19 protein-coding genes and 1 pseudogene are annotated in these 23,771 nt (G+C 56.3%); 5 read left to right on the top strand and 15 right to left on the bottom strand.

From position 1 onward, the window contains the following. Positions 1-8 precede the first annotated feature (8 nt). From ACDI13_RS13650 to ACDI13_RS13625, 6 genes are all read right to left on the bottom strand, one after another. Complete coding sequence (locus ACDI13_RS13650) at positions 9-1,685, bottom strand: TRAP transporter large permease subunit (protein ID WP_316988268.1); 1,677 nt, start codon at positions 1,683-1,685, stop codon at positions 9-11. Between the two features lie 11 nt (positions 1,686-1,696). Beyond that, positions 1,697-2,305: a TRAP transporter small permease subunit gene (locus ACDI13_RS13645; RefSeq protein ID WP_316988259.1), complete on the bottom strand. Its 609-nt coding sequence runs from the start codon at positions 2,303-2,305 to the stop codon at positions 1,697-1,699. Positions 2,306-2,513: 208 nt separating this feature from the next. Further along, on the bottom strand, positions 2,514-3,701 hold the full coding sequence (locus tag ACDI13_RS13640) for a 2Fe-2S iron-sulfur cluster-binding protein (RefSeq protein WP_316988260.1): 1,188 nt from the start codon (positions 3,699-3,701) through the stop codon (positions 2,514-2,516). A gap of 3 nt (positions 3,702-3,704) precedes the next feature. Further along, a complete protein-coding gene (locus ACDI13_RS13635; RefSeq protein WP_316988261.1) occupies positions 3,705-4,541 on the bottom strand; it encodes an FAD binding domain-containing protein in 837 nt (278 codons plus the stop codon). Then, a complete protein-coding gene (locus tag ACDI13_RS13630) occupies positions 4,538-6,940 on the bottom strand; it encodes a xanthine dehydrogenase family protein molybdopterin-binding subunit (protein WP_316988262.1) in 2,403 nt (800 codons plus the stop codon). Before ACDI13_RS13630 ends, ACDI13_RS13635 begins: the two co-directional genes overlap by 4 nt. Positions 6,941-6,964: 24 nt before the next feature. After that, entirely contained in the window at positions 6,965-8,062 is a 1,098-nt protein-coding gene (locus ACDI13_RS13625; RefSeq protein WP_316988263.1) for a TRAP transporter substrate-binding protein, read from the bottom strand. Positions 8,063-8,443: 381 nt separating this feature from the next. Between ACDI13_RS13625 and ACDI13_RS13620 the strand changes: the two genes are divergently transcribed. The 4 genes from ACDI13_RS13620 to ACDI13_RS13605 all read left to right on the top strand — a co-directional run bounded on the left by ACDI13_RS13620 (position 8,444) and on the right by ACDI13_RS13605 (position 11,953). Next, on the top strand, positions 8,444-8,758 hold the full coding sequence (locus ACDI13_RS13620) for a non-heme iron oxygenase ferredoxin subunit (RefSeq protein WP_316988264.1): 315 nt from the start codon (positions 8,444-8,446) through the stop codon (positions 8,756-8,758). 29 nt (positions 8,759-8,787) lie between these two features. After that, positions 8,788-10,065 carry an FAD-dependent oxidoreductase gene (locus tag ACDI13_RS13615; RefSeq protein ID WP_316988265.1) on the top strand — a complete coding sequence of 426 codons (1,278 nt, stop codon included), beginning with the start codon at positions 8,788-8,790 and terminating at the stop codon, positions 10,063-10,065. A gap of 66 nt (positions 10,066-10,131) precedes the next feature. Next, entirely contained in the window at positions 10,132-11,421 is a 1,290-nt protein-coding gene (locus ACDI13_RS13610; protein ID WP_316988266.1) for an aromatic ring-hydroxylating dioxygenase subunit alpha, read from the top strand. A gap of 13 nt (positions 11,422-11,434) precedes the next feature. Next, the gene (locus ACDI13_RS13605) at positions 11,435-11,953 is read left to right on the top strand and encodes an aromatic-ring-hydroxylating dioxygenase subunit beta (protein ID WP_316988267.1); all 519 of its coding nucleotides are present in this window, start codon (positions 11,435-11,437) and stop codon (positions 11,951-11,953) included. Positions 11,954-13,550: 1,597 nt separating this feature from the next. Here the strand turns inward: ACDI13_RS13605 and ACDI13_RS13600 are convergent. From ACDI13_RS13600 to ACDI13_RS13580, 5 genes and pseudogenes are all read right to left on the bottom strand, one after another. Next, positions 13,551-14,174: an N-carbamoylsarcosine amidohydrolase gene (locus tag ACDI13_RS13600; RefSeq protein ID WP_226791382.1), complete on the bottom strand. Its 624-nt coding sequence runs from the start codon at positions 14,172-14,174 to the stop codon at positions 13,551-13,553. A gap of 56 nt (positions 14,175-14,230) precedes the next feature. Then, positions 14,231-14,752 (bottom strand): annotated as a pseudogene (locus tag ACDI13_RS13595) (isochorismatase family protein); the annotation flags it as partial. Then, a complete protein-coding gene (locus tag ACDI13_RS13590) occupies positions 14,712-15,764 on the bottom strand; it encodes a 2,5-dihydroxypyridine 5,6-dioxygenase (RefSeq protein WP_372372480.1) in 1,053 nt (350 codons plus the stop codon). The gene ACDI13_RS13590 and the pseudogene ACDI13_RS13595, both read right to left, overlap by 41 nt. Positions 15,765-15,844: 80 nt before the next feature. Next, positions 15,845-16,669: an alpha/beta fold hydrolase gene (locus ACDI13_RS13585; RefSeq protein ID WP_372372479.1), complete on the bottom strand. Its 825-nt coding sequence runs from the start codon at positions 16,667-16,669 to the stop codon at positions 15,845-15,847. A gap of 2 nt (positions 16,670-16,671) precedes the next feature. After that, positions 16,672-17,643 carry an amidohydrolase family protein gene (locus tag ACDI13_RS13580; RefSeq protein ID WP_316989187.1) on the bottom strand — a complete coding sequence of 324 codons (972 nt, stop codon included), beginning with the start codon at positions 17,641-17,643 and terminating at the stop codon, positions 16,672-16,674. 290 nt (positions 17,644-17,933) lie between these two features. On the opposite strand from ACDI13_RS13580, the gene ACDI13_RS13575 reads away from it, so the two are divergent. Further along, positions 17,934-18,494 carry a MarR family transcriptional regulator gene (locus ACDI13_RS13575; RefSeq protein ID WP_316989188.1) on the top strand — a complete coding sequence of 187 codons (561 nt, stop codon included), beginning with the start codon at positions 17,934-17,936 and terminating at the stop codon, positions 18,492-18,494. Between the two features lie 15 nt (positions 18,495-18,509). Here ACDI13_RS13575 and ACDI13_RS13570 read toward each other — a convergent pair whose 3' ends face one another. From ACDI13_RS13570 to ACDI13_RS13555, 4 genes are read right to left on the bottom strand one after another with little or no spacing between them, the layout of a single operon-like run. Further along, positions 18,510-19,277: an ABC transporter ATP-binding protein gene (locus tag ACDI13_RS13570; protein WP_316989189.1), complete on the bottom strand. Its 768-nt coding sequence runs from the start codon at positions 19,275-19,277 to the stop codon at positions 18,510-18,512. Beyond that, positions 19,274-20,290: an iron ABC transporter permease gene (locus ACDI13_RS13565; protein ID WP_316989190.1), complete on the bottom strand. Its 1,017-nt coding sequence runs from the start codon at positions 20,288-20,290 to the stop codon at positions 19,274-19,276. The genes ACDI13_RS13570 and ACDI13_RS13565 overlap by 4 nt, the downstream gene beginning before the upstream one ends. Continuing rightward, a complete protein-coding gene (locus tag ACDI13_RS13560; protein WP_316989191.1) occupies positions 20,287-21,366 on the bottom strand; it encodes an ABC transporter substrate-binding protein in 1,080 nt (359 codons plus the stop codon). The genes ACDI13_RS13565 and ACDI13_RS13560 overlap by 4 nt, the downstream gene beginning before the upstream one ends. 26 nt (positions 21,367-21,392) lie before the next feature. After that, positions 21,393-23,438, bottom strand: coding sequence for a TonB-dependent receptor (locus tag ACDI13_RS13555; protein ID WP_316989192.1), 2,046 nt, complete (start codon positions 23,436-23,438; stop codon positions 21,393-21,395). Positions 23,439-23,771 lie beyond the last annotated feature (333 nt).

The raw sequence follows: 23,771 nt of genomic DNA, 5'->3' as shown, positions 1-23,771 counted from the left end.
TCCTGTGTTTACTTGAATACCGGCATACCGCCGCCGTCACCCGAATCACCAAACGGATTCAAGTCCGCACCGTATTCAGCCTGCATCTCGATCTTGACCGTACTCGGATCCACCGCCACACCCGTGCCCTTGTAATGCGTCACCATGCCTGGGAACAGCAGCACCACGGCAATCATGACAATCTGGATGCAGATAAACGGTACGGAGCCCCAGTAAATATCGCCAGTGGCCACCCCTGGGATCTTCTTCTTGGTCACTTTGTCGATGTAATCATCCTTGGGCGCCACCGAGCGCAAATAAAATAGTGAGAAGCCAAATGGTGGATGCATAAAGGATGTTTGCATATTAACGGCTAGAAGCACACCAAACCAGATTAAATCGATACCCATCTTGTCGGCCACCGGCCCCAGCAAAGGCACGATGATAAAAGCCAGCTCGAAGAAGTCCAGGAAAAAAGCCAGTACAAACACCAGCACACTGACCAGAATCAGAAAGCCATATTCACCACCAGGCAGGTCAAGCAGCAGGTGCTCCACCCACAGGTCACCATCGACACCCCGGAAGGTCAGCGAGAAAATGGTGGAACCGATCAGAATGAACATCACAAAGCAGGACAGCTTGGCGGTGGTATCCATGGCTTGCTTGAGCAGATCAATACTCAAACGACGACGGCTGACAGCCATCAAAATCGCACCTACCGCGCCCATGGCCCCCCCTTCGGTGGGTGTTGCAATACCCAGAAAGATGGTCCCCAGCACCAGAAAAATCAGGCCCAGGGGCGGAATCATGACAAACACCACGCGTTCGGCCAACACCGACAGCAAGCCCAGCTTCAACCATTTGTTGATCAGGGCCAAGACAAAGGCCACACCGCCTACCAACAAGATGCAGATAACCACCTTCTCGTCTATTGGGCCATCAGGATCCACCCAGAGCTCATCGAGCAGATAACCGGCCACCAAGGAGATCAATAGCAGCACGCACAAGGAACGTGTACCCGAGCGCCCATTCGCCTGCGAGTAAGTACGATGCTCGGCTGGAATCGGAGGCACGTCCTTGGGGCGCAAGACAGCCATAATCACGATGTAAAGCAGGTAAGAGCTGGTCAACACCAAGCCCGGCACCATCGCGCCACGATACATATCGCCAACCGAACGCCCCAACTGATCAGCCAGCACAATCAGCACCAGAGAAGGCGGAATAATCTGCGACAAGGTACCTGACGCCGCAATCACCCCGGTTGCCAGCCGCCGGCTGTAGCCATAACGCAGCATGATAGGCAAGGAGATCAAGCCCATGGAAATGACCGACGCCGACACCACGCCCGTGGTTGCCGCCAGCATGGCTCCCACAAACACCACGGCAATGGCCAAGCCACCCGGCATGGAGCCAAATAGCTGACCAATCGTATCGAGCAGGTCTTCCGCCATACCCGAACGCTCCAGAATCAGCCCCATAAAGGTAAAGAAGGGGATCGCCAGCAAGGTGTCATTGGCCATGATGCCAAATACGCGCAACGGCAGCGCCTGGAACAAGGACCAGTTGAACAGGCCCATTTCTACGCCAATCAGACCGAACACCATTCCATTGGCAGCCAGCGCAAAGGCCACCGGGAAACCCAGCAGCAAGAAAACAATCAGTGATGCAAACATCACCGGCGCCATATTAGCGATAAATAAATCCATCATGATCAGGTTCAGCCTTTGTGTTGATTCGCTAACGTGGCCTGGGCTTGCCGTGCAATTTCTTCAGCCAGCAATTCTTCAGGCGTTTTGCTTTGCAGCTTCTTGTTGGGGTTGGGACAAGCGCCGCGCAAAAAGCCAATGCACTTGATCAGATGCGAGACCCCCTGCAGTGAAATCAGGGCAAAACCAATGGGAATAATCAGTTTGGCAGGCCAGCGAATCAAACCACCGGAGTTGGAGGACACTTCCTGAGTCAGGTAGGAGTCCATGAACACCGGCCAGGACAGGATCATGATGGCAAGACAGGCGGGCAACATGAACAGCACCACACACACGGCTTCGATCACAATTTGTTTGCGCTCAGACAGACGTGAGGCCAGCACATCCACGCGGACATGCTCATTGCGCAAGAAGGTGTAGCCGCCCGTCAGCAAAAAAAGGGCACCGAACAGATACCACTGCACTTCCAGCCAGGCATTGGAACTGACATCGAAAAATTTACGCGCAAAGGCGTTATAGGAGCTGATCACAACAACCAACAGAACCACCCACATGACCACTCGGCCACAGAGCTGATTCAGGCTGTCGATCGCCCTTGATAGTTTGAGTAGTAATTGCATCAATCCCCCAGATTTTCTGCGTTGAAATTAGTTGGACGCTACGGAGACCGAAACGGGTGGCACTCTTTTGTAGGGCTTGGCCAGCCATATCCCAGGCGTCTGACAAGCAGGCGGCCCCGTTTGACAGGCGTATGCGCCTGCCCACAGCGATACGCCCCGTCATCTTCCTTGTCCCCGTTTTATTTATCGTCTTGTATCGTCTATGCGCTTATGAGCGCCGGAAAAATCCCTTGAAGCGGTCCCACAAAATGCTGAAGAACATCTTGACCGGATTGAACTCGGCCACCACGGGCTCCTCGCCTTCGGCCAGCGGTTTTTCCAGGCGCAGGTTCACGTTCTTGCCGAACTCTGCAATCATGCGGCGCACGAAATCCTGAACCAGTCCAGAGCGCGAAAACTGCGCCAGTGGCCCTTGCAGCGAATACACCAGTTCCACTTCCACGCGGCTGCGCGTTTCGCCATCCGGATTGACCTGAAAGCTGACATCGCCACGCGCACGCGATTGGCTCAAGGAGTCCACGCCCTCACCGCGCAGCACGGCGGCACGGCGCTCGTTATCTTCTTCCAGCGTGGCATTACCCTTGAAGGCGGCCGACATGGGGCCAAACTTGATGGCAATCTTGCCCTGTACCGTGGCCCCTTCCTGAGACTCGATCATCGCGCCGGGCAGACAGCCCGCCACCTTGGGCAAATCCTTCATGAAAGCCCAGACCTGATCAGCCGGGAAGCGGGCATCAAAACCACCTTGAATAGCTTGGCCCTTGCCCTTGTCAGCACTACCGGGCGCGGTGGGCGCAGCAGCCGCCACCGGAGCGGGAGCCTGAACGTCTTCCTGGACAGCGTCAAACGTCGTAAAGCCGTTCTGGTTCCAGTCCTGCTGCACGTTCTGCACCACAGCGGCACGCAAAGCGTCTACCTGAGCATCGGGCTGATCGCGCAAGGCGTGCAGCACGGACAGGATGGCAGCCGTAATACCTTGATAGCCGGTGCAGCGGCAAATATTGCCGGACAGTTCTATGCGCACACGGGCTTCATCCGCATCGGGCAAGCGCAGCACAATATCACGGCTGGTGGCCAACATGCCGGGCGTACAGAAGCCGCATTGCAAGGCGTGTTTTTCCGAGAAAGCGGTACGCAAACGGCTCATGATCGGGTCGTCGTCGTAGCCTTCTACGGTGGTCACTTCGTGGCCATCGCAGGCACCGGCAAAGGTAATGCAGGAGCGCACCGGACGGCCATCCACCAGTACCGTACATGCGCCGCACACACCGTGCTCACAGCTCAGATTGGTGCCAGTCAAACGGCTTTTCTCGCGGATGAAATCACCCAGATGGGTGCGCGGCTCGGCCTCGTGCGTTTGCTGGCGGCCATTAACTTGAATCGAGATTTCTGCCATGTCTTACCCTTTCACGCCCAGCGCCTGCTTCAGGCTGCGCTCTACGACCGTACGGAACAGCACCTGATGGGCCTGATCCCGTTGTGCCAGATACGGCTGCAAAGCCGCTGCAATCGTGTCCCCTTCCAGGACGGCTGCTCCTTGCACGGCCACTTTTACGGCCAGCTCGGGCAAGGAGCGCGGGGCGCCTTCCATGGCACCAATCACAACTCGCGCCGTGCGTGTGGCCGGATCGAAATAGCAGGCACAACTGGCATCGGCAAACTCGCCCACTTTGCGGGTGAATTTGTAGTAACCCCAACGGGCCGAACCGGACACTTCAGGCACGTCTACGGACTCGATAAACTCACCGGCTTCCAGCACCGTGGTGTAAGCAGCCAGCATGAATTCGCTCATGGGAACAGTACGGTTGCCTTGGGTCCCACGCACATTGATGTATGCGCCCAAAGCGACACAGGTCAGCACCCAATCGGCCGCCGGATCTGCATGAGCCAGACTGCCCCCCAAGGTGCCACGATTGCGTACACCCCGGTAAGCAATGCGACCGGCCACTTTCTGCATCATGTGACCGCGTAGCGGCTCGTAAATGCCATCTTCAATCTGGGCGTGGGTCACGGCTGCGCCGATACGCACCTGTCCTTTAATGGCCGTGACCTGACGCAGCTCGGGCACGGCCGATACATCCAGCACACGACCAGGACGTACCAGACGCAGATTCAACATAGGTCCCAGGGACTGGCTGCCGCCCATCAAGCGCAGCGCAGAAGGGTCGCTGCCATAGGCATCCTGGATCTGTTGCAGGCTCTGGGCCTGTTCGTATTCAAACTTGGCGGCCTTCATGCCTGAACCTCCGACACGGGCTGTTGATCTTGCTGATTGGCGGGCTGCACGGCGGCGCGAATCGCGCTCAGCAGTCGATGCGGTGTTACGGGCGTATGCGAGACCTGGGCTCCCGTAGAGCGCAAGGCATTGTTAATGGCCGACATGATGGCGGCGGGAGGGGCAATTGCGCCGCCCTCGCCCATGCCCTTGGCACCAAACTCCGTATTGGGCGACGGACTTTCCATGTGTTCGATATGAATATTGGGCACTTCGCAAGCACCGGGCATCACATAGTCGGCCAAGGTCGATGCCAGCGGCTGGCCAAACTCGTCATAAGGCATTTCTTCGTACAAGGCGGTGCCAATCCCTTGGGCAATCCCGCCAATCGTCTGGCCTTCCACAATCATGGGGTTGATCATGACGCCGCAGTCTTCCACCACCACGTACTTGAGCACTTCCACGCCACCCGTGTTTGGATCGACGGCCACCACCACAGCATTGCTGGCGTAAGTGAAGCTGCCAGTATCGACTTTGGGTTTGTAGCCTACGGACAGTTCCAGACCTTGCGGGTCCACATCCTCGGGCAAATGCTGCGGGTTGATGTACCAGGCATCAGCCACTTGAGCGATGCTGACCTGACGGTCATCAGCACTAAAGATGTCGCCTTGATGCTGCATGCTGTCCACATCGGTTTTCAGCATATGCGCGGCAATCTTGCGCACGCGTGGCAGCAGCGTTTTACAGGCCTTCGATACCGCACCACCGGACATCACCAAGGAGCGCGAGGCATACGTGCCGGTAGAGAATGGCGTGCGGCCGGTATCACCGTGCACCACTTTGATCTTGGCTACGGGGATGCCCAGAATTTCGCTGGCGATCTGGGCAAAAGACGTTTCCATACCCTGACCATGCGAGTGCACACCCACGCGCACTTCCAGACCACCGTCCGGAGTCATGCGGACAAACGCCTGATCGAAACCAGGAATCACCGCTGTGCCCCAACTGGCGAACACGGAGGTGCCGTGTGCGGACTGCTCGGTGTAGGACGCCACCCCCAAACCAATCAAACGACCATCAGGCTCACCTTTGGCCTGACGGGCCAGCACAGCATCCACATCCACTGCGGCCAAAGCGCGGCGCAGGCTTTCTGGATAATCGCCCGAGTCGTAATGCTTGTTGGCCACGTTGACGTAAGGCATTTGCTCGCCTTGCACCAGGTTCATCAAGCGAATTTCCCAGGAGGGTTTACCGACCGCCAAGGCGATCTGATCCATCATCTGCTCAATGGCCAGACAGACACCCGTACGGGCAACACCGCGATACGGCATGAAGCCTGGCTTGTTGGTGCCCACACCGCGCGTGCGGCAACGGTAACCACGGAAATCGTAAGGACCGGGCAAGTTGCCCAAGGCCTGGCCTACTTCCAGACCCACGGTAAAGGGCCAGACGGAATACGCGCCGCCATCAATATCAATTTCAGCATCCAGCGCCAGCAGGCGGCCTTCATGGCTGATGTGAGCTTTCAGGCGGTACTGGTGTTCACGGGTATTGGCGCCAGCAATCAAATGCTCACGACGGTCTTCCATAAAGCGGAACGGCTTGCGGAAAGTCTTGGCCAACCAGGCCACGCACAGCTCTTCCTGATGCAGCACACATTTATAACCAAAGGCGCCGCCCACATCGGGAGAAATCACACGAACTTGAGCCTGATCCATACCCAGGAACTGGGCAATGCCGGTACGGTGCATGTGCGGGATTTGACTGCCGCAATACACCACCAGTTGATCAGCCTGGAAATCCCAATAGGCCAACACCGCCTTGCCTTCCATGGGCAACATGCACTGCCGCGACAGGCTGACAGAGTGCTCGATCACGCGGTCGGCACGGGCGGCATGCTCTTCAAACGCAATGTCTGAGCGCAAGGTCACAAACACGTTATCCTGCCAACCTTCATGCAGCAGATCGCCCTGCGCGGCCAGCGAGGCCGGCACGCTGCCGTACACTGGCAACTCGTCATACAGGGCTTCGATCTCCTCCAGAACGTCCTCGGCCACGGCGCGGCTTTCACCAAAGGCCAAGGCAACCGGCTCGCCCACATAACGCACACTGCCCGAGGCCAGCGGCGGCATGCTGGAGGCCTGGTAACTAGGCAAAGTGGAAGCGGCGTAAATATCCAGACAGTCCGGCATATCGGCGCGGGTAATAACCTGCGCGCGTGCGCTGTCTTCAATATTGATCTGACGGATTCGGGCATGCGCCATGGGGCTGCGCAGGAAGGCGACTTCCTGCAGCCCTGGCATGCTCATGTTGCCGATGAAGTTGCCCTGGCCATTGAGATGGCGCGCATCCTCCTTGCGGAGAATACGCGCACCTACTCCTTGGCCACCCAGGCTTGACGGGTGACTGTGCTGACTCATTTCACTACCTTAAGAATGTGCTGCTTAACTGCGCTTGCCCAACTCGCTGAAGGTGAAGTTGTCCAGGGCGCTTTCAGCAACCCGGAACCAACTGGCTTCCTGCTCCTGGAAGGCCTTCCAGCCTGGATAAATCTTGGCAAAATCGGCGTTGCTTTCCGACAATTCCTTCCACAGTTCCTGGGACTTGTCGTAAGCCGCCTTCATGACATCCTTAGGGAAGTAACGCAGCTTGGCACCGTCAGCCACCAATTTGCGCAAGGCGCCGGGGTTCAAGGCATCGTATTTGGCCAGGCTCAGCATGGTCTGCTCGTTACAGGCCGTCTCGAAGGCAGCCTTGAAATTGGCAGGCAGGGCCTCCCAGGCCTCTTTGTTCACCATGGAAGTCAAGGATGCACTGCCTTCAAACCAGCCAGGGGAATAGTAAAAAGGAGCGACTTTGTTCAAGCCCAGCCTTTCATCGTCGTAAGGACCAATCCATTCGGCTGCATCAATCGTGCCTTTTTCCAGCGAGGAGTAAATATCGCTGGGGGGAATCTGCTGGGGTACGGCCCCCAGTTTGGACAGCACCATGCCACCAATACCGCCAATACGCATTTTCAGGCCTTGCAGACTTTCCAGGTCTTTGATTTCCTTGCGGAACCAGCCCCCCATTTGCACGCCCACATTACCGGCCACAAAGTTCACGATGTTGTATTGGCTGTACATGTCACGCAGCAACTCCAGACCGCCACCGAAATGAATCCAGGAATTGTGCTGACGGGCGTTCATGCCAAAAGACAGGCCGGTGTCAAAGGTCACGGCGGTGTTCTTGCCCACAAACGCAGTACTGAGCACGTGGTTGCACTCGACGGTGCCATTGCTGATGGCATCCATATTCTGCGCGTAAGGAACCAACTCACCGCCCGGAAATGGCCGGATCTCAAATTTGCCTTCGGTCAGTTCACTGACACGGTTGCACAGTGCTTCGGCCGAACCGTAAATGGTGTCCAGACTTTTGGGCCAGCCGGTGGACATGCGCCAGCGCACGGTGGGGCTGCTTTGTGCGATTGCAGGGGCGGCTACCGCTGCCAGGCCGGCACCCGCGGCCGTTGCCGATTTCAGCAAAAAACTACGACGCTCCATCACTCACCTCTTTGTATTTTTTAATGTATTGACACCCCTTGCTCGATAGGGGCCTGGGTAGTTTGCCCGCCAGTCTGGCTGGTGGCCCGGACAGCAACTGCCTGAACCTTGCCAAGCCGTCCCCCCAAGGGGCCAAACGGACATTCAAAGCGGTGTTACTGCGCTGTAAAACTCACATTCACCGCCTCAATAATAGTAAGTGTGCTGATTAATTAATTTTTGGTCAAGCAGGGAAACTACTGACGCATGTCCTTGATGGGATAAAGGAAAGCACCATCAATAGCTTAAACCTAAACTAGCGCAATCCCCTATAAAAACGATATTTTATTTTATAATTTATACAGTATACTGATTAATTGAAAGTACAAACTGGAGACGACTTTGAACTGGATAAAAATTGCCGAAACCGATGCCATCGATAACGAAGAGTCCCTGGCAATCGACTGGCAGGGCAAGAAACTGGCCCTGCATAAACTGGACGACGAGTTCCATCTGACCGACAACGTCTGTACCCATCAATACGCCTTGCTGTCCGACGGCTATCTGGAAGACGGTTGTGTGGAATGCCCCCTGCATCAGGCCAAGTTCTGTTTGCGAACCGGCAAGGCCATGAGCGCCCCGGCCACGGTGGATATCAAGGTCTATCCGCTGCGTATTGAAGGCAGCGATATTCTGGCTGACTTTAGCCAGGCCTGAGCTTTTTTCTGCTGACGAGACGCAACATCATGGCACACCACACTTCCGTATTGATCATCGGCGCTGGCCAAGCGGCTTCGGTGCTGGCGCGTGAACTGCGCAGCCTGGGCTATAACGGCAGCATTACCTTGGTAGGCGAAGAAACTCATCTTCCCTACGAACGACCGCCACTGTCCAAAGACGTGCTCAAGTCCAGTGCAACCACTGACAGCGTGTTTTTACAAAAAGCCGAGTTCTATCAAGAACAACATATTGAGCTCTTGCTGGGCACGAGCGTGCAGTCCCTGGATTGCGCCACGCGTCAGGCCAGCCTGAGCAATGGCCAAGTCTGGAGCTTTGACCACGCCGTGCTGGCCACTGGCGGCACGGCCCGCGAACTGGCCGTGCTACCCACCAGCCAGACCAACGCCCTGTATCTGCGCACGCTGGACGATGCCCTGAGCCTGCAAGCCCGTCTGCAACCTGGTTTGCGCACCTTGGTGGTTGGTGGTGGTTTCATGGGTCTGGAACTGGCCTCTACCGCCCATGAAACTGGCGCCCAGGTCACGGTCATTGAAGCGAATGAACGCCTGCTGGCGCGCAACGCCCCTGCCCTGCTGTCGCAATGGTTGCTGGCGCGTTTCGAGTCGCAAGGCATCACCGTGCGTCTGGGTCAGGGTGTGCGACAGGCCCACTTTGCGGCAGGCAACGCGCACCCCGTTCAACTGGAACTGAATGATGGCCAGACCTTGAATGGCGATCTGGCGATTGTGGCAGCCGGCCTGAGCGCGAACTCCGCCTTGGCGCGGGCCAGTGGTATTGCGGTCGATGATATGACGGCCGGAATTATAGTGGATCACCAAGGTCGCACCAGTGTGGCGGGCATTTATGCCGCTGGTGATTGTGCCACGCAGATTTGCCCCGACACCTCCGTGCGCACGCGCACCGAATCCTGGCAGAACGCTAATGAACAAGCTCGTCAGGTAGCCCACGCCATTGCCGGGCAGGATGCCCCTGCTGCACCCGTTAGCTGGTTCTGGACGGATGTGCTCGGTTGCAATATTCAGATGCTGGGCCAAGGCAGCCCGGATCTGAACTATCAGGTACGCGGCGTCATGGACAGCCAGGGCGATGCCATCAGCTTCATGTTGCTGGCTTTCGAGGGCCAGCATCTGCGACACGCGATTGGCGTCAATGCCGGTGCGGATCTACGCGCCTTGCGCAGCGTCATGGAACAGGACCTGCCTGTGGATCCGGCCATCGTACTGGACCCAGCCACCAAGTTGCGCCAGTACGTGAAAGAAGCGGCCCGTACGGCCCAAGTCTAAGAAAGAGAAGCGGCCTGTGCCGCCTCGTCATCACGAATCATTAAAGAGTTATCAGAGGAGAACCCCATGTATCAGACGCAAACGGTGATAGGCCAGACGGTCGGGTCCAAAGACCGCCCTGTCGAGCAATGCACCTGGCCCGAGGATGTGCTCAACACCATTCCGGATTGGGTCTACACCAGTAACGACATCTACAACCGCGAGATGGAACGCATTTTCCACGGCGACACCTGGAACTTTGTGGCCCTGGAAGCGGAAATTCCCGATTCGGGCGACTACAAGCGTTCGTATGTCGGTTCCACGCCGGTGGTCGTGGCGCGTGCGGAGGATGGCAGCATCAACGTATTTGAGAACCGCTGTGCCCACCGAGGTGCCGAGTTCTGCCGCCACAACCAGGGCAACACCAATGAGTTTGTGTGCCCGTATCACCAGTGGTCTTACAGCCTGAAGGGTGATCTGCAAGGGATTCCTTTCAAGCGCGGTGCGAATAAAGAAGGCGGCATGCCGCGCAGCTTCAAGAACTCCGAGCATGGTCTGAAAAAGCTGCATGTCACCACGCACAATGGCGTCATTTTTGCGTCCTACAGCGACAAGGTCGAGCCAATTACGGAATACCTGACGCCAGAAATCCTGAAGGATTTCGAGGCGATATTCCCCGGCAAGAAATTGAAGATTCTGGGTTACTACCGTAACGAATTGCCTTGCAACTGGAAGATGTACCACGAGAATCTGAAAGATCCGTACCACGCAACCTTGCTGCACTCTTTCCTGGTGGTGTTTGGTCTGCTGGTAGCGGGCAACAAATCGCAGATGTATGTGGACCCAGTACATGGTCGTCACGGTTACATGGCGTCCGCCAAGTCCGAGGACAAATACGCCGAGGTCAGCGAGGACAACAAGAAGGAAATGCGTTCCTTTGTGGACGATATGCGTTTGCGCGATGAGCGTTTCCTGGACTACATCAAGGAGTTTGATTCGCCTTGGTCGGTCACCATGCAAACAATCTGGCCCAACCTGATTGTTCAGCGCGAGATGAATACCTTGGGTGTGCGTCAGATTGTGCCCAATGGCCCCAACAGCCTGATCATGCAATGGACCATGTTTGGCTATGAGGACGATACCGAGGAGATGACTCGTCACCGTCTGCGTCAGGGCAACCTGATGGGTCCTGCCGGTTTCCTGGGTCTGGAAGACAACGAGGCCATGAAGTTTGTGCAGGAAGGGGTACGTCGTTCCAGCAGCGAGGTGAACATCATCAAGCTCGATGAAAGCAAGCTGGGTACGTCCAATACGCTGATCTCGGAAGCGGCTATTCGCTCCATGTACCAGTACTACCGCCAAGTGATGGATCTGTAAGACGAGCTGACTTATGAAAATGGATTTTTCTTTCAAACCCGCCCAGATTGCTGTTGAGCGTGCTTTGGTGTTGAAGGCGGAAATTGAGCTTTTCAATGCCGAGTACTGTGCCACTTTGGATCGTGGCAATGTTGAGGACTGGCCCCTGTTTTTTGTGGAGGACGCGGTTTACCGGGTTACTTCACGCGAAAACGCGGATCTGAATTTGCCGGTGGGCCTGGTCTATGCCGAAGGGCGCGACATGATGCACGATCGTGCGGTGGCCATTGCCCGCACGCAGATGTATGCCCCGCGCTACATGCTGCATCTGGTCACGGATGTTCGTGTGATCAGCGAGGCCGACAATGGCGACATCGAGGCCGAGGGTAATTTCATGCTGATGCAGACTTTGGTAGAAGGGCCTTCCACGGTGCATCTGGTGGGTAATTATTTTGATACGTTCACGCGTGTGGAGGGTCGTTTGATGCTCAAGGAGCGTCAGGTGATTTTTGATACGTCCATCCTGGCGAATGATCTGGTGTTTCCGGTCTAAGTCCGGAGTTTGCATCTGGTTTTAAAGCTGTTTTTTGTGTGCTGTTTCCGAGCCACTTGAGTCAGAAGGTCTTCTGATTCCTTTCGAGCACCCTTCTTTGTTGAGGGGTGCTTTTTTTTGCTTATTTATTGGGCAGAGAACTTGTGTCTGGCGCAATGTCAGATTTAGGGCTGATAGCGTCGGCTTGGGGGTCTATCGGGCCTGGAGGAATTCAGCTTAGTCAGGGTCGGGGATAAAAGAAGTCGCTGTGAATACGCCATTCAGTCGGCCTGCTGGGGTGTCCGGGCTGAGCACTTGCCGGTGCTGCGCACCGGTACCCTTGTCAGGAGATAGCTACCGGGCGCATCCTGAACTCGCGGGGTGGTTCGTCCCCAGGACGAACCACAAACGCCCCGCTCAAACAGCAGGATGCTTGCACCCCTACGCTATCTCCTGACCGCGGCAAGTACTCTGATCCGCCCCAACACCCCAGCAGGCCGACTGAACGGCTCACAATGGCTTCTTATCTACCAATCTCTTCCAACAGACGGTCCCCTTGAATCAACAGGGCCTCTTGCCTTGCTCTTCTGCATTTCCTAAGCGCCTATCGTTCTGCTCTTCTGCCCCCCTAAAACCCTATTGTCTTGCCCTTTTACACTCACTAAATCGACTTCGTCACATCAACAACGCAAAAACCGAAAGCAGAACTAACTCGCTGATTGACTGCGTGGCCTGCCCTGATAGCACACCAAGAACTCTACTCATTCACGGGATCTCTAAACACACACTCCACTGCCACTCTTCGTTTCACTTTCCCTCTAAACACAAAAGAACAATTAAAAAAACCACATCTAAACTGATACCCCAAAACCCCGAGAACATTCAGCCTCAGCCAAAGCAAACCCCATCCCCTTCCCTTCCTTTCTCAAACCCTCCAATCTGAGCCCCCGCCTTTCGTCCCACCTCTGCCAGTGCCGTTTGAGCTTTAACCCGTGTTGTTAGTTTTCTTGTGGGGCCCGGGTACGGCTTGGCGGGCGAGTCAGGGCTCTTGCCGCCGGCAGAGTGCTGGGGCGGGATGCAAGGGGCGTGCTGTTTGAGGAGCACGCTTGCGGTTTGCCCGGGGGACAAACCGCGCTCCGAGTTCACGACCCGCCCGCAACGGCACGCTGACAAGGGCACCCACGCGCAGCGTGGGCAAGAGACCCGCCAAGACAAGCCGTACCCGGGCCCCACAAGAAAACTATCCGCCACCCTCACGCAAAGCCCAAACGGCACGTCCAGAAGAACTCCCTTATTGCCCCAAAAGCGCCTCCAGAACCCTTCTTAAAAAAACTCCCAAGACAGCCCGCCTGAACAACCATCCCCTTAATCAAGACCAGACACCGCAATCATTGCAAACCCACGACGCTGCCAGAAATAAAAAAGCCCCCGAGAGCCATTCGGCTCCCAGAGGCACAGGTCCGATAGCCTGCCCCCAAGCGGCAGACCATCGATACTCAATCACAAGGCTATCAAAACAGACTTGTTAACGACGACTCATGTTCATCAAGCACCGACGCCCATCCAGGCCATGATGAAACACATCGTTCTTCTCAAAGACTCAAGAGCTTGAATCGCTTTAAAGTCCGATCAACTTCATCGCCTCTTCACGCGTTGCCACGGTGGCGTACTTCTGACGCATATCGAACAAGTTGGCCTCATGCGGGCCAATTGCACGGTCACCCACGCAGTCCGACACCACCAAGGGGCGAAAGCCCAATTGCATTGCATCGACCACGCTGGAACGTACGCAACCGCTGGTAACCGCACCGGCGACCAGCAGTGTTTGCACACCACGTTGGGTCAGCCACGCAGCCAAGGGCGTACCAAAGAAAGCCGAAGGCACGTTCTTGCGAACCACAAACTCACCGGGCGCAGGAGCCAGTTCCGGCACGATATGGCTGTTGTGCGCGTCTTCCGTCAGACCCAGCATGCCAGGGACTTTGATGCTGAAAATGTTGTTATCAGCGCCATCGTCCGCATACACGATACGGGTATGAGCAACTGGCCAGCCTTGTTCACGCGCCGTTGCCAGCAATTTCTGCGTGTTCTCGATCGCCTCGGGAATATTGCCGCCGCCAAACACGGCAGGATCAGCAAAACCATTCACCAGATCAATAATCAACAGACCGTAGGGAGCCTTAGGCTCCAGCGTCGACCCAAAACCTTGTTGAGCGTACACCGCTCCTTCATTCGTACTCACCCACGCCTCCGTCCAGTACGTTGCCATCACGCACAACCGCACGGCCATCCAGGCNGGCGAAAGCCCAATTGCATTGCATCGACCACGCTGGAACGTACGCAACCGCTGGTAACCGCACCGGCGACCAGCAGTGTTTGCACACCACGTTGGGTCAGCCACGCAGCCAAGGGCGTACCAAAGAAAGCCGAAGGCACGTTCTTGCGAACCACAAACTCACCGGGCGCAGGAGCCAGTTCCGGCACGATATGGCTGTTGTGCGCGTCTTCCGTCAGACCCAGCATGCCGGGGACTTTGATGCTGAAAATGTTGTTATCAGCGCCATCGTCCGCATACACGATACGGGTATGAGCCACTGGCCAGCCTTGTTCACGCGCCGTTGCCAGCAATTTCTGCGTGTTCTCGATGGCCTCGGGAATATTGCCGCCGCCAAATACCGCCGGGTCAGCAAAGCCATTCACCAGATCAATAATCAACAGGCCATAAGGAGCTTTAGGCTCCAATGTCGACCCAAACCCTTGTTGAGCGTAAACCGCTCCTTCATTCGTACTCACCCACGCCTCCGTCCAGTACGTTGCCATCACGCACAACCGCACGGCCATCCAGGCTGACCGTGCAATGGCGCAAAGGAATATCAATGTGGCAGGCCGTTGTACGCTTGCCACCCGCTTCATTGTTCGGCCCCAGGGAGAACAGGAAGTTACCCTCGAAGGCCCGTGCATCCATGCCAATGGTGTTCTCACGCGAGTACAGACCCAAGGTGGACCAGTGAGCGCGTGGCTGCAAACCCCAGCCGATGTGGGAAATCGCATAACCTTCGGGATCGTTGAAGGTCTTCATGTATTCGTCCAGCAGTTCGGCTTCGATACCACCTTCAATCTTGGTGGCGTAGCCGTTTTCCACGGTCAGAATGATCTGCTCGGTCGAGTATTTCTTCTGCGGCAACAGGATGTCGCCCTTGTCGATCACAATGGTGCCGTTCGTGCCCAGCTCGTTCGGCCAGGTCAGTACAAAACCGCTAGGCCAGTGGTCCCAACGACCGGGCTCATCCACAAACCCGTATTCACGAATCGCGGGGAACTCTCCCAGCGGGCACCGCAGATTGGTACCGGCAGGCGAGGTAATGCTCATTTCCTTGGCGGCCTTGATCAAGGCTGCCGCCGCTGTCACGCGTGCGCGATCTGCTTCGGTTGGCACCGTGCGAACCAGAATTTCCGGTGGCTCCACCGCCAAAAGGATCTTGGTACCCGACTTCAGAATGTCGATCTGCTCGGGCGAGAACAACAATGTCATCAAATCCAGCACCAGATCACTGGCCTTCAAAGCGGCAATCGCCGCTTCGTTACCCGTCAGCGGGGTCGTCCCCAAATACGCCAACGAGTCCCGGCTCAAGGCCTTCTCTGCATTCACGGGCAGCAGATCCAGACGATTCACAATCGCGCCCATGGACTGAGCCGCAATCTGCGCACACTGCATCGTTTGCGGGTGGGTGGTCGAGCTGGTCAGCAAGGTCACAGTTTGACCAGCCTGCAGCTTGGACAGGCGCAGCACCTCCTGCCATGCCTCGATAAGTTGATAATCACTCACTGCCATCTTGTCTCTCCTTGTGAGAGGCTCCGGCACTGACGCGGAACCTCTGCATCACGACGGGCCGCCCATGCGGCCCTTTAACATCACACCAGGCGCTGGCCCAGGAAATCACCGAAGGCTTCGTAGAAACCAGCCTCGTTATCCCAAGGAATCATGTGACCGGCATTGGGCACACGTACGTGCTGAACGCCAGCGGCCAACTGCTGAATCTCGGCCACGTCCTCATCACGCACCACATCACCACGCTCGGCGGTCATCAGCAAGGCAGGTACTTTCAGATGCGGGAAGTCGACGTGAATATCGTCGGTGTGGAACCCTTCAAAGCTAGCCAAAATCGCAGGCTCGTGGCAGGTGTGCAGCCACTGGGCACGCAATTGCAATTGCTCTTGGGTCCAGGTGGGGCAGAAAGCACGCATGTCTTCTGCGGTGCAGCCTTTGCGAGCCATGGCCATGGAATCCACGTACCAGGGCAACTTGGAAGGATAGGCACGACGATCCGGGCCGGAGACCGGAGGATCAACCATTACCAGACGGTTCAAGCCATCGCTGTTCTTGTGAGCCGCACGCAAACCAATACGCGCACCCATGGAGTGGCCGACCACGATGTAGTCTTTCAGACCCAAGGCTTGAGCCAAGGCGATCAAATCATCCGCCTGGGCGTCCAGGCTGTAATCCATGCCTTCGGCGGCTTCGCTCAAACCGCGACCACGCACATCCTGAATGTAGGTATCAAAGTGCTTGCCGAACTGCTCGCCCACAAAGCCCCAGGTCACCGCCGGGCTGGTAATGCCGGGAACGATGATGACCGCGGGACGCTGGTCGCGACCCTGGCTGGAGCCACCGTAGCGCAAGTAATGCTGACGAATGCCATTGGCGTGAACATGGCCGCCGTAAAGAAAGGTACTCATGCTTAGCTCCGATCCAACTTGAACAGACGGGCAGCGTTGCCATAGCACACCAGCTCGCGTGTCTTGTCATCCATCGGCGCTGCCTCGATAAAATCAGCAGCCAGTTCCGTGGATTCATAGGGATAGTCCACCGAGAACAACACGGCTTCAGCACCCATTTCCCCAATCGCGCCCATCAGGGTCGGGGCGGAGCAGACACCAGAAGTAGTGATCAAGATGTTGCTGCCTATGTACTCAGATGGCTTGCGCTTCAAGGTGACGCCGTGTGGGTAGACTGCAAAACGGCTGTCGTAACGCCAACGCTGGAATGGCAGGCCTTCACCCATGTGACCCAACACCAGCTTCACGTCAGGGCAACGGTCAAACACACCACCGAACAACATGCGCAGCGCGTGGGTGCCGGTTTCTACGCCCCACCCCCAGGTCGCTCCCATCAGCTCCGGGTGGCCCGTGTAAGCGTGTGGCATTTCGTAGGCGTCAAAAGGATGCAAATAAAAAGGTACGTCCAGCTTCTGCACGGTTGCCCAGAAGGCATCGTACTCGCGGCCATCGTAGTACACGCCATGCGTATGGCCGTTGACCAAAGCGCCTTTCAAGCCTAGATCCTGCACAGCACGCGTCAATTCCTGAGCAGCCGCAGCCGGATCTTGCATGGGCAAGGTAGCAAAGCCGCCCAGACGATCAGGATGGCGAGCAATTTGCTGTGCCAGGAAATCATTGTTCTGACGCGCACGCTCGATAGCGATGGACACATCCTTTTCCACCTGCACACCAGGGCCGGTCTGCGACAGCACGACGTACTCGATACCGGCACGGTCCATTACTTCCAGACGCTGCGCGTCGAAGTCATGCAAACGAGCCATCAGTTCACGCGCGTTGGCACTGTCAATATGTTTGACAAAGGCCTTGGAATAATCCTCAAAGCCAACGGCATTGAAGTGCTCCTCCAGTGCTATTTTTTTAATGCGTTTCACCGTAAATTTTCCCTAAATTATTGATTTACATAAGGTCAACTGTTCGACCCCCCAACAATATCTATCAGTATGCTGATTATTATTGTTTTCAGCAAGTCGGGAAATCACATATACTTTGGAGCGTGGACAGCGCCTGTAGACAAGACTACAAATCAGAGATCGGGGCTTCTGTTCACACTAGCGCAGCCCTGCTTTCCTTGTAGACGCCGACCTTGCTGCCGTACCCTTTGCAGGTCGTCCCGCTTTCTGTTTGTTGCTTCTCAAGCAAAGGGCAGAAGGCTACTCAATCGATGACTGACTTATCCATGAACAATCACGCCGAGCTAAAGCAAGAAGAACGACTGGAAGCCGACGAGGCCGATATCCTGGGTCCAGTGGAAGAAGAAAATGCCGAGCTGTATCGACGCAAACTGTGGTCCCGGCCCGGTTTTCTGGTTCGCCGTCTTAACCAGATTCACTACGCCATGTTTTACGAGGAGTGTAAAAGTGATCTCACCCCTGTCCAGCACGGTGTCCTATCTGTATTGATGGGGTCACCCTGGCTGGATCAAACCACCATCGGCTACGAACTGGGGCTGGATCGCACCACCTCGGCCGATGTCATCCGCAGGCTGGAAGAAAAAGGGTTATTGGGGCGTCGCATCAATCCCGAAGACCGCCGCTCTCGCCAGACCTACATCACCGAAGCAGGATTGGCGGCGATGAAAGACATCAGTATTGGCATGAACCGTGCCCAGGAACGGTTACTGGACCCACTCACTGCCAAGCAGCGACAAACTTTTATGTCCATGCTGACCCGCGTGGTGGAGCACAACAACCAATACGGTCGTGCTGCCCTGAAAAATATGTGAGAGGTTCGGGGGGCTTCAAGCCCCTCGGGCATACCAATCCGGTAATTCAAAGGCATGCGCTGGCAGTTGGTACAGTTGGCGCAAATTGGCCTGACTGAGCATGTCACAGGGCTGGCCCTGCGCCAATATGCCCCCATCCCGGTACAAGATCACCCAGTCCGCCACGCGGGCCGCATGCTCAGGTTGATGCGTACACAAGAGCACACCCAACCCCTGCTGCCGCAAGTGCGAGACTTGATCCAGCACCCGTAATTGATTCGCAAAGTCCAGACTGGAGGCGGGTTCGTCCATGACCAAAAACTGCGAACGCTGCACCAAGGCGCGCGCAATCACGCACAACTGACGCTCCCCACCGCTGATCTGATCAATACGCTTTTGAGCCAGATGCCCTATCCCCAAACGCTCCAGGCACATACCTACCCATTGCCGATCGGTGGCCCGTGGTTGGGTATACCAAGCCAGTTCGCTGGCACAACCCAGCAAGACCCATTGCTCTACCGTGAAGGCAAAGGCAGACTCTTGCGCTTGCGGTACATAGGCCAGTTGTCTGGCCAGGGCACGCGCACGCCATTGCGCCAGGGGTTTGCCCTGCACCTTCACTTGCCCGCTTAACGGTGGCTGCAGGCCCAGCAAGGTGCGCAGCAAGGTGGACTTACCGCTGCCATTAGGGCCCAGCAAACAGACGACCTGCCCCGTCTGCACACGCAAATTCACATTGCTGGCGACTTGCTTGCGCCCATAACCCACGGCCAGATCAATTGCTTCCAAGCCTTGTTCGCTCATCGCTGCCTCGCACCACGAGCCAGCAACAGCAAGAAGCCGGGAGCCCCCACCAAAGCGGTCAACACCCCCAAAGGCAATTCCAGCGTGCCTATGCTGCGTGCCAAGGTATCGGTCAACAAAAGAAAAGCGGCACCCACTAACAAGCAGACGGGCAATAGACGGGAGAAATCCGGGCCGACCAATAAACGAGCCGCGTGCGGAATCAACAAACCGACCCAGCCTATGATGCCCGCCAAGGCCACACATACCGCCGTCATCAAGGTGGCGCAAACAATCAGCAAACAACGCAAGGCAGAGACGGGCATGCCCAAGGAACGGGCCTCATCATCCTGCAGAGCCAGGACATTGATACGCCAACGCAAAAGCCAAACCGGGATAATGCAGGCCGATACCATCAACGCAGCGGGCCAGACTTCGTAGGAGCGCACCGCGCTTAAGCCGCCCAGCAGCCAAAAGGTCATGGAGGGCAATTGGGAATATGGGTCGGCCAGAATTTTGATAAGCGATAAGGCTGCGCCGAGCAAGGTGCCAACTGCCATCCCGGCCAGGACCAAAATCAGGACAGGTGGATGATGACGCAGCATGCGTGCCAGACTCAAGACAATGCCCACCGCCAGCAAACCGCCCACAAAGGCCGCCATCTGCACGCCAAACAAGGAGAAGTTCAAGTAGATGGCCAGAATCGCCCCCAGACCTGCGCCCGAGGACACCCCCAGAATATCGGGTGACACCAGGGGATTGCGGAGCATGGTTTGATACGCCGCACCTGCCGTTGAGAGCGCCGCCCCCACCAGCAAAGCCGCTGCAATACGTGGGAGACGCAAATCCCAGACGACGCGTACCGCCTGACTTTGCGAGGTATCCGGGTCACTTGAAAAACCAGCCGCTAAAGCTCGCAGCACATCCGGCCCCGACAAAGGGTAAGCCCCCTGCCCCAGCGCAAACACCACCAGGACGGCCAGAATCAGTCCCAGAAAAAGCAGCAACAGCCCGTAGGTCAAACCCAGCTTCATGAATTTTGCGTTGAACCCAAAGGGTCCAGCCCTTGCACCAGTCGCTTGATCTGCTCGCTGTCCAAAGACATGCCGTAAAAAGCCGAGTAGAACGCCTGCAACTCTGAATACATGCGCGGCACGGCAACACTGCCTTCCAACAAGGCATTCAACCAGATCACACCAGCTAAGCGATTGATTCCCGGCGGGCCATCCAGCCAGCCAAAAGGTAAAGCAGGCACACGGTACAAACGCCCTTCTCGCACCGCCTTGAGCTGATTCCAGGGAGCTTGGGTACGCGCCAATTCAAAGAAAGCATCGTCTTGAGCAAACAGAATGTCCGGGTCCCAGGCCAATAATTGTTCGTAGGAAATACGACCCAGACGATTATCAGTTTTCTCGTCACCCATCACCGTCAGGCCGCAAAGCCGCAGCACCTCGGTATGAATGGACTGGCCCATGCCGGTTTCCAGGCCATCGTTACCGCGTGCCAGATAGGCTTTCAACCCCTTGGCTCGGGGGCTGGCGGCTTGATGTGCGCTGTCTAAAATGGCTTGGGCGCGCAAGGCCAACTGCTGGCCGCGCCCGGCCTGCCCCAGAATCTGCCCGGCCTGCCGCAATTGCGCCGGGCTATCATCCAAACGACCATCCAGCAAAACATAAGGCACGCCCGTCTGCTCCTGCACAGACTTGGCGGCAGACTGGTAATAGGGATTCACATCGCCTATATCCACCACCATATCGGGCCTCAAGGTCAGCAAACTTTCCAAGGACAAGGTACTGCCTCGACCGGCCAGACGGCCCAGATACGGCAAGGAAAAACCAGCGGCATCCATCATGTCGAGCGCAGCAGGAGCCAATTGAAAAGGCCACCCTAAAAGCGTATGAGGGGCCAGGCAATACACCAGTACCGAAGCGGGCGGACCGGCGGCCACCACTCGGCCTACGTAGGCCGGATCGGGCAATTGGCCCGCCACGCTGATAGGCAGATTGATCGGGGCGCGGGTCCCGGCCTGTTCAGACCGGGCCAACAAACGGGCATGAGGCGCCAAAACCGGCAATGCCGCCAAGGCACGTACTATGTCACGACGCTTCATCCCACCCATCCCCTTTAACTGCAGCGTTAGAAACGATAGCTTCCACCCACAAACCAGACACGTCCGGGCATGGGGTAGCCTTCTTTATATTGGTACAACTTGTCCCCCAGGTTACGCACACCGGCTTCCAGGGTGATGTCCGAGTTGGGACGCCAGATACCCTTCAAGCCCAACAAGGCAAAGCCCGGCGTTTTTTCGTAAATCTGATCACCCTTGCTGTTCGCGTAGGAGTAGTAACGGCCACTTTCGGTTTCCACTGAACCCATCACTTCCCACTGAGCATTAGGCTTCCAACTCAGGTGAGCGAACAGACGGTGATTGGGCGTATCCACCAGTTTGACGTCTGGATCAGACTGATTGCGCCGATTCAGATACGTATAGGCCAAGCCCGCGGACCAGTGAGGAGAAAACTCCTGCTGCAAGGACAACTCCAGACCCATTTGACGGGCCTTGCCCACGTTGGTGGCCTGGTCACAAAAGCCTACTGGGCGGTATTTGCTGCAACCCGGTGCCTGGATAACAGTGCTTTGAATCATATCGCGCACCTGGCTCAGGAACAGAGCCGATTCCAGTTGCGCCCCCTGCCAAGGTTGACCACGCAAGCCCAGTTCATAGTGAATGGCGTGCTCCGGTTTCAGATCCGGGTTGGGTTGGGCATAGCCCATGCGACTGGAGTAGCGATCCTTAATCGTAGGAAAGCGAGTCTTGTAGGCCACACTGCCGTAGACCTGCATGGCCTCGCTCCAGTCGTAACCCAGCTCCAGCAAGCCGTTGGTGGCATCGGTATCGCCGGTTTCAAAGTTGTGCGCTTCTTTGGCCTTGCGACGCTCGTGGCTGGCACCCACACGCAACTGCCACAGCTCACCCAAGGCGATGCGGTCTTCAAACGCCAGAGACGTGGTCACGTCCTTGTAGTGCTCGGTGCCCGATGACTTGGGGTCACGGTGCTGATCTTCCTTGTAGTGCAAGGCAAAGTGCAGCTCGTGATTGTCCAGGCTGGTGTTGACCCACTCCAGGGCAGCACCACGGGTACGGTCCGTGTACTCGCTGGTCGGGCCCGTCAGGGTGGCGTACTGAGCATCGCTATACATATCCAGACCATTTTTGTACTTATCTTCGTACACGCGCGTCTTGATGGTGTTGTTCTCGCCAAGCTGGGTGGAACTCAGGAAATACAGGCTTTCTTTATCCCAGTAGGGCCAACGCCAGTAGCGTTTACCCAACTTGGCATCGTTCACGCCGGTGTAGACCGGATTGTCTTTCTGACCTTTCTGGTTCACGTAAGCAATGACGTACTCATCCGTCGCATTGGGAGTGATACCCAATTTGAAGGACGCTTTCTTGTCCATTTGCGAGGCATTGCTGCGCATGCCGCCCGTATCGGTAGGACGTGCTTTTTGATCTTCAAAGCCACGGCCCAAGGGGAAGGTACGTTCGCCCGACCAGGACAAGCCAGCCTGCAGGTACCAGGAACCCTGATTGGTACCCACGTTCAAGGCGCTGTAGCGTTGATCGCCCGTGGCGTAACCAGCGCGGAACTCACCCTCAAATGCTTTGACCGGCTTGCGGGTCACCAGGTTGATGGCACCACCCATAATATTGGGGCCATACAGTAAGGAGGCTGCACCCTTGGCCACGCGAATTTCACTCAGATCCAGGGTGGTAAAACGAGTAAAGTCCACATAGCCGTCGTACGGCACGTACTGTGGAATACCATCCAGGAACAAGGGCACCTGACGCGAATCGAAGCCGCGCACATAGACCATTTGCTCATTACGGGCACCGCCCGCCGAAACGGTCACGCCGGGTTGCACACTAACGGCGGAACCCACATCGCGCAAATCAAAAGCCTGCATTTCCTTCTGGCTGACGGCACTCTCGCCCAGCGGCGCCTCTCGATCCAAGCTGGATTGAACAACCACTTTGCCCAGTTGAAACACACGGTCCTTGTTGTCCTGAGCATGGGCTTGGTTCAGTGCCACAGCCCCCATCACGCTCAAGACCAAGGCGCGCGGTACAAAACAGACAAACTGCTGACGCGCTGCGGTAGCGCGGTTGGACGGATGTCTCATTCCACTTCCCTATTCGATCTTTCTAATTGATTTATGAACTCACACCACAGGGTGGTGTAAAAAAAATGGGCCCCCAAGGGCCCATAAATAGAACCCATCATCGAGCGATGAGTGATGGTTCTTTCGAAAACACCGTTATATAGTAAAGCACATAGCGAAAGATAACAAGTAAGCAAAAACGTTAAGGTTCAGGTTTTCCCGTCTTCACAATTTGCAACTTCTCGCCAACAATACGGCTGCACTGAGCACTTTTATCAAAATGCTGCCAGAAGAACGCCCATATAAACGGGCATTAACTCCAATTCCAAAACATCAGGACCCGCGCAATTACTG

It is taken from the genome of Alcaligenes faecalis (assembly GCF_041521385.1).
In the GTDB taxonomy this organism is placed as follows: domain Bacteria; phylum Pseudomonadota; class Gammaproteobacteria; order Burkholderiales; family Burkholderiaceae_B; genus Alcaligenes; species Alcaligenes faecalis_E.
Note: the sequence above shows the minus strand (reverse complement) of the source record. Positions and strands in the feature narration are given on the sequence as shown.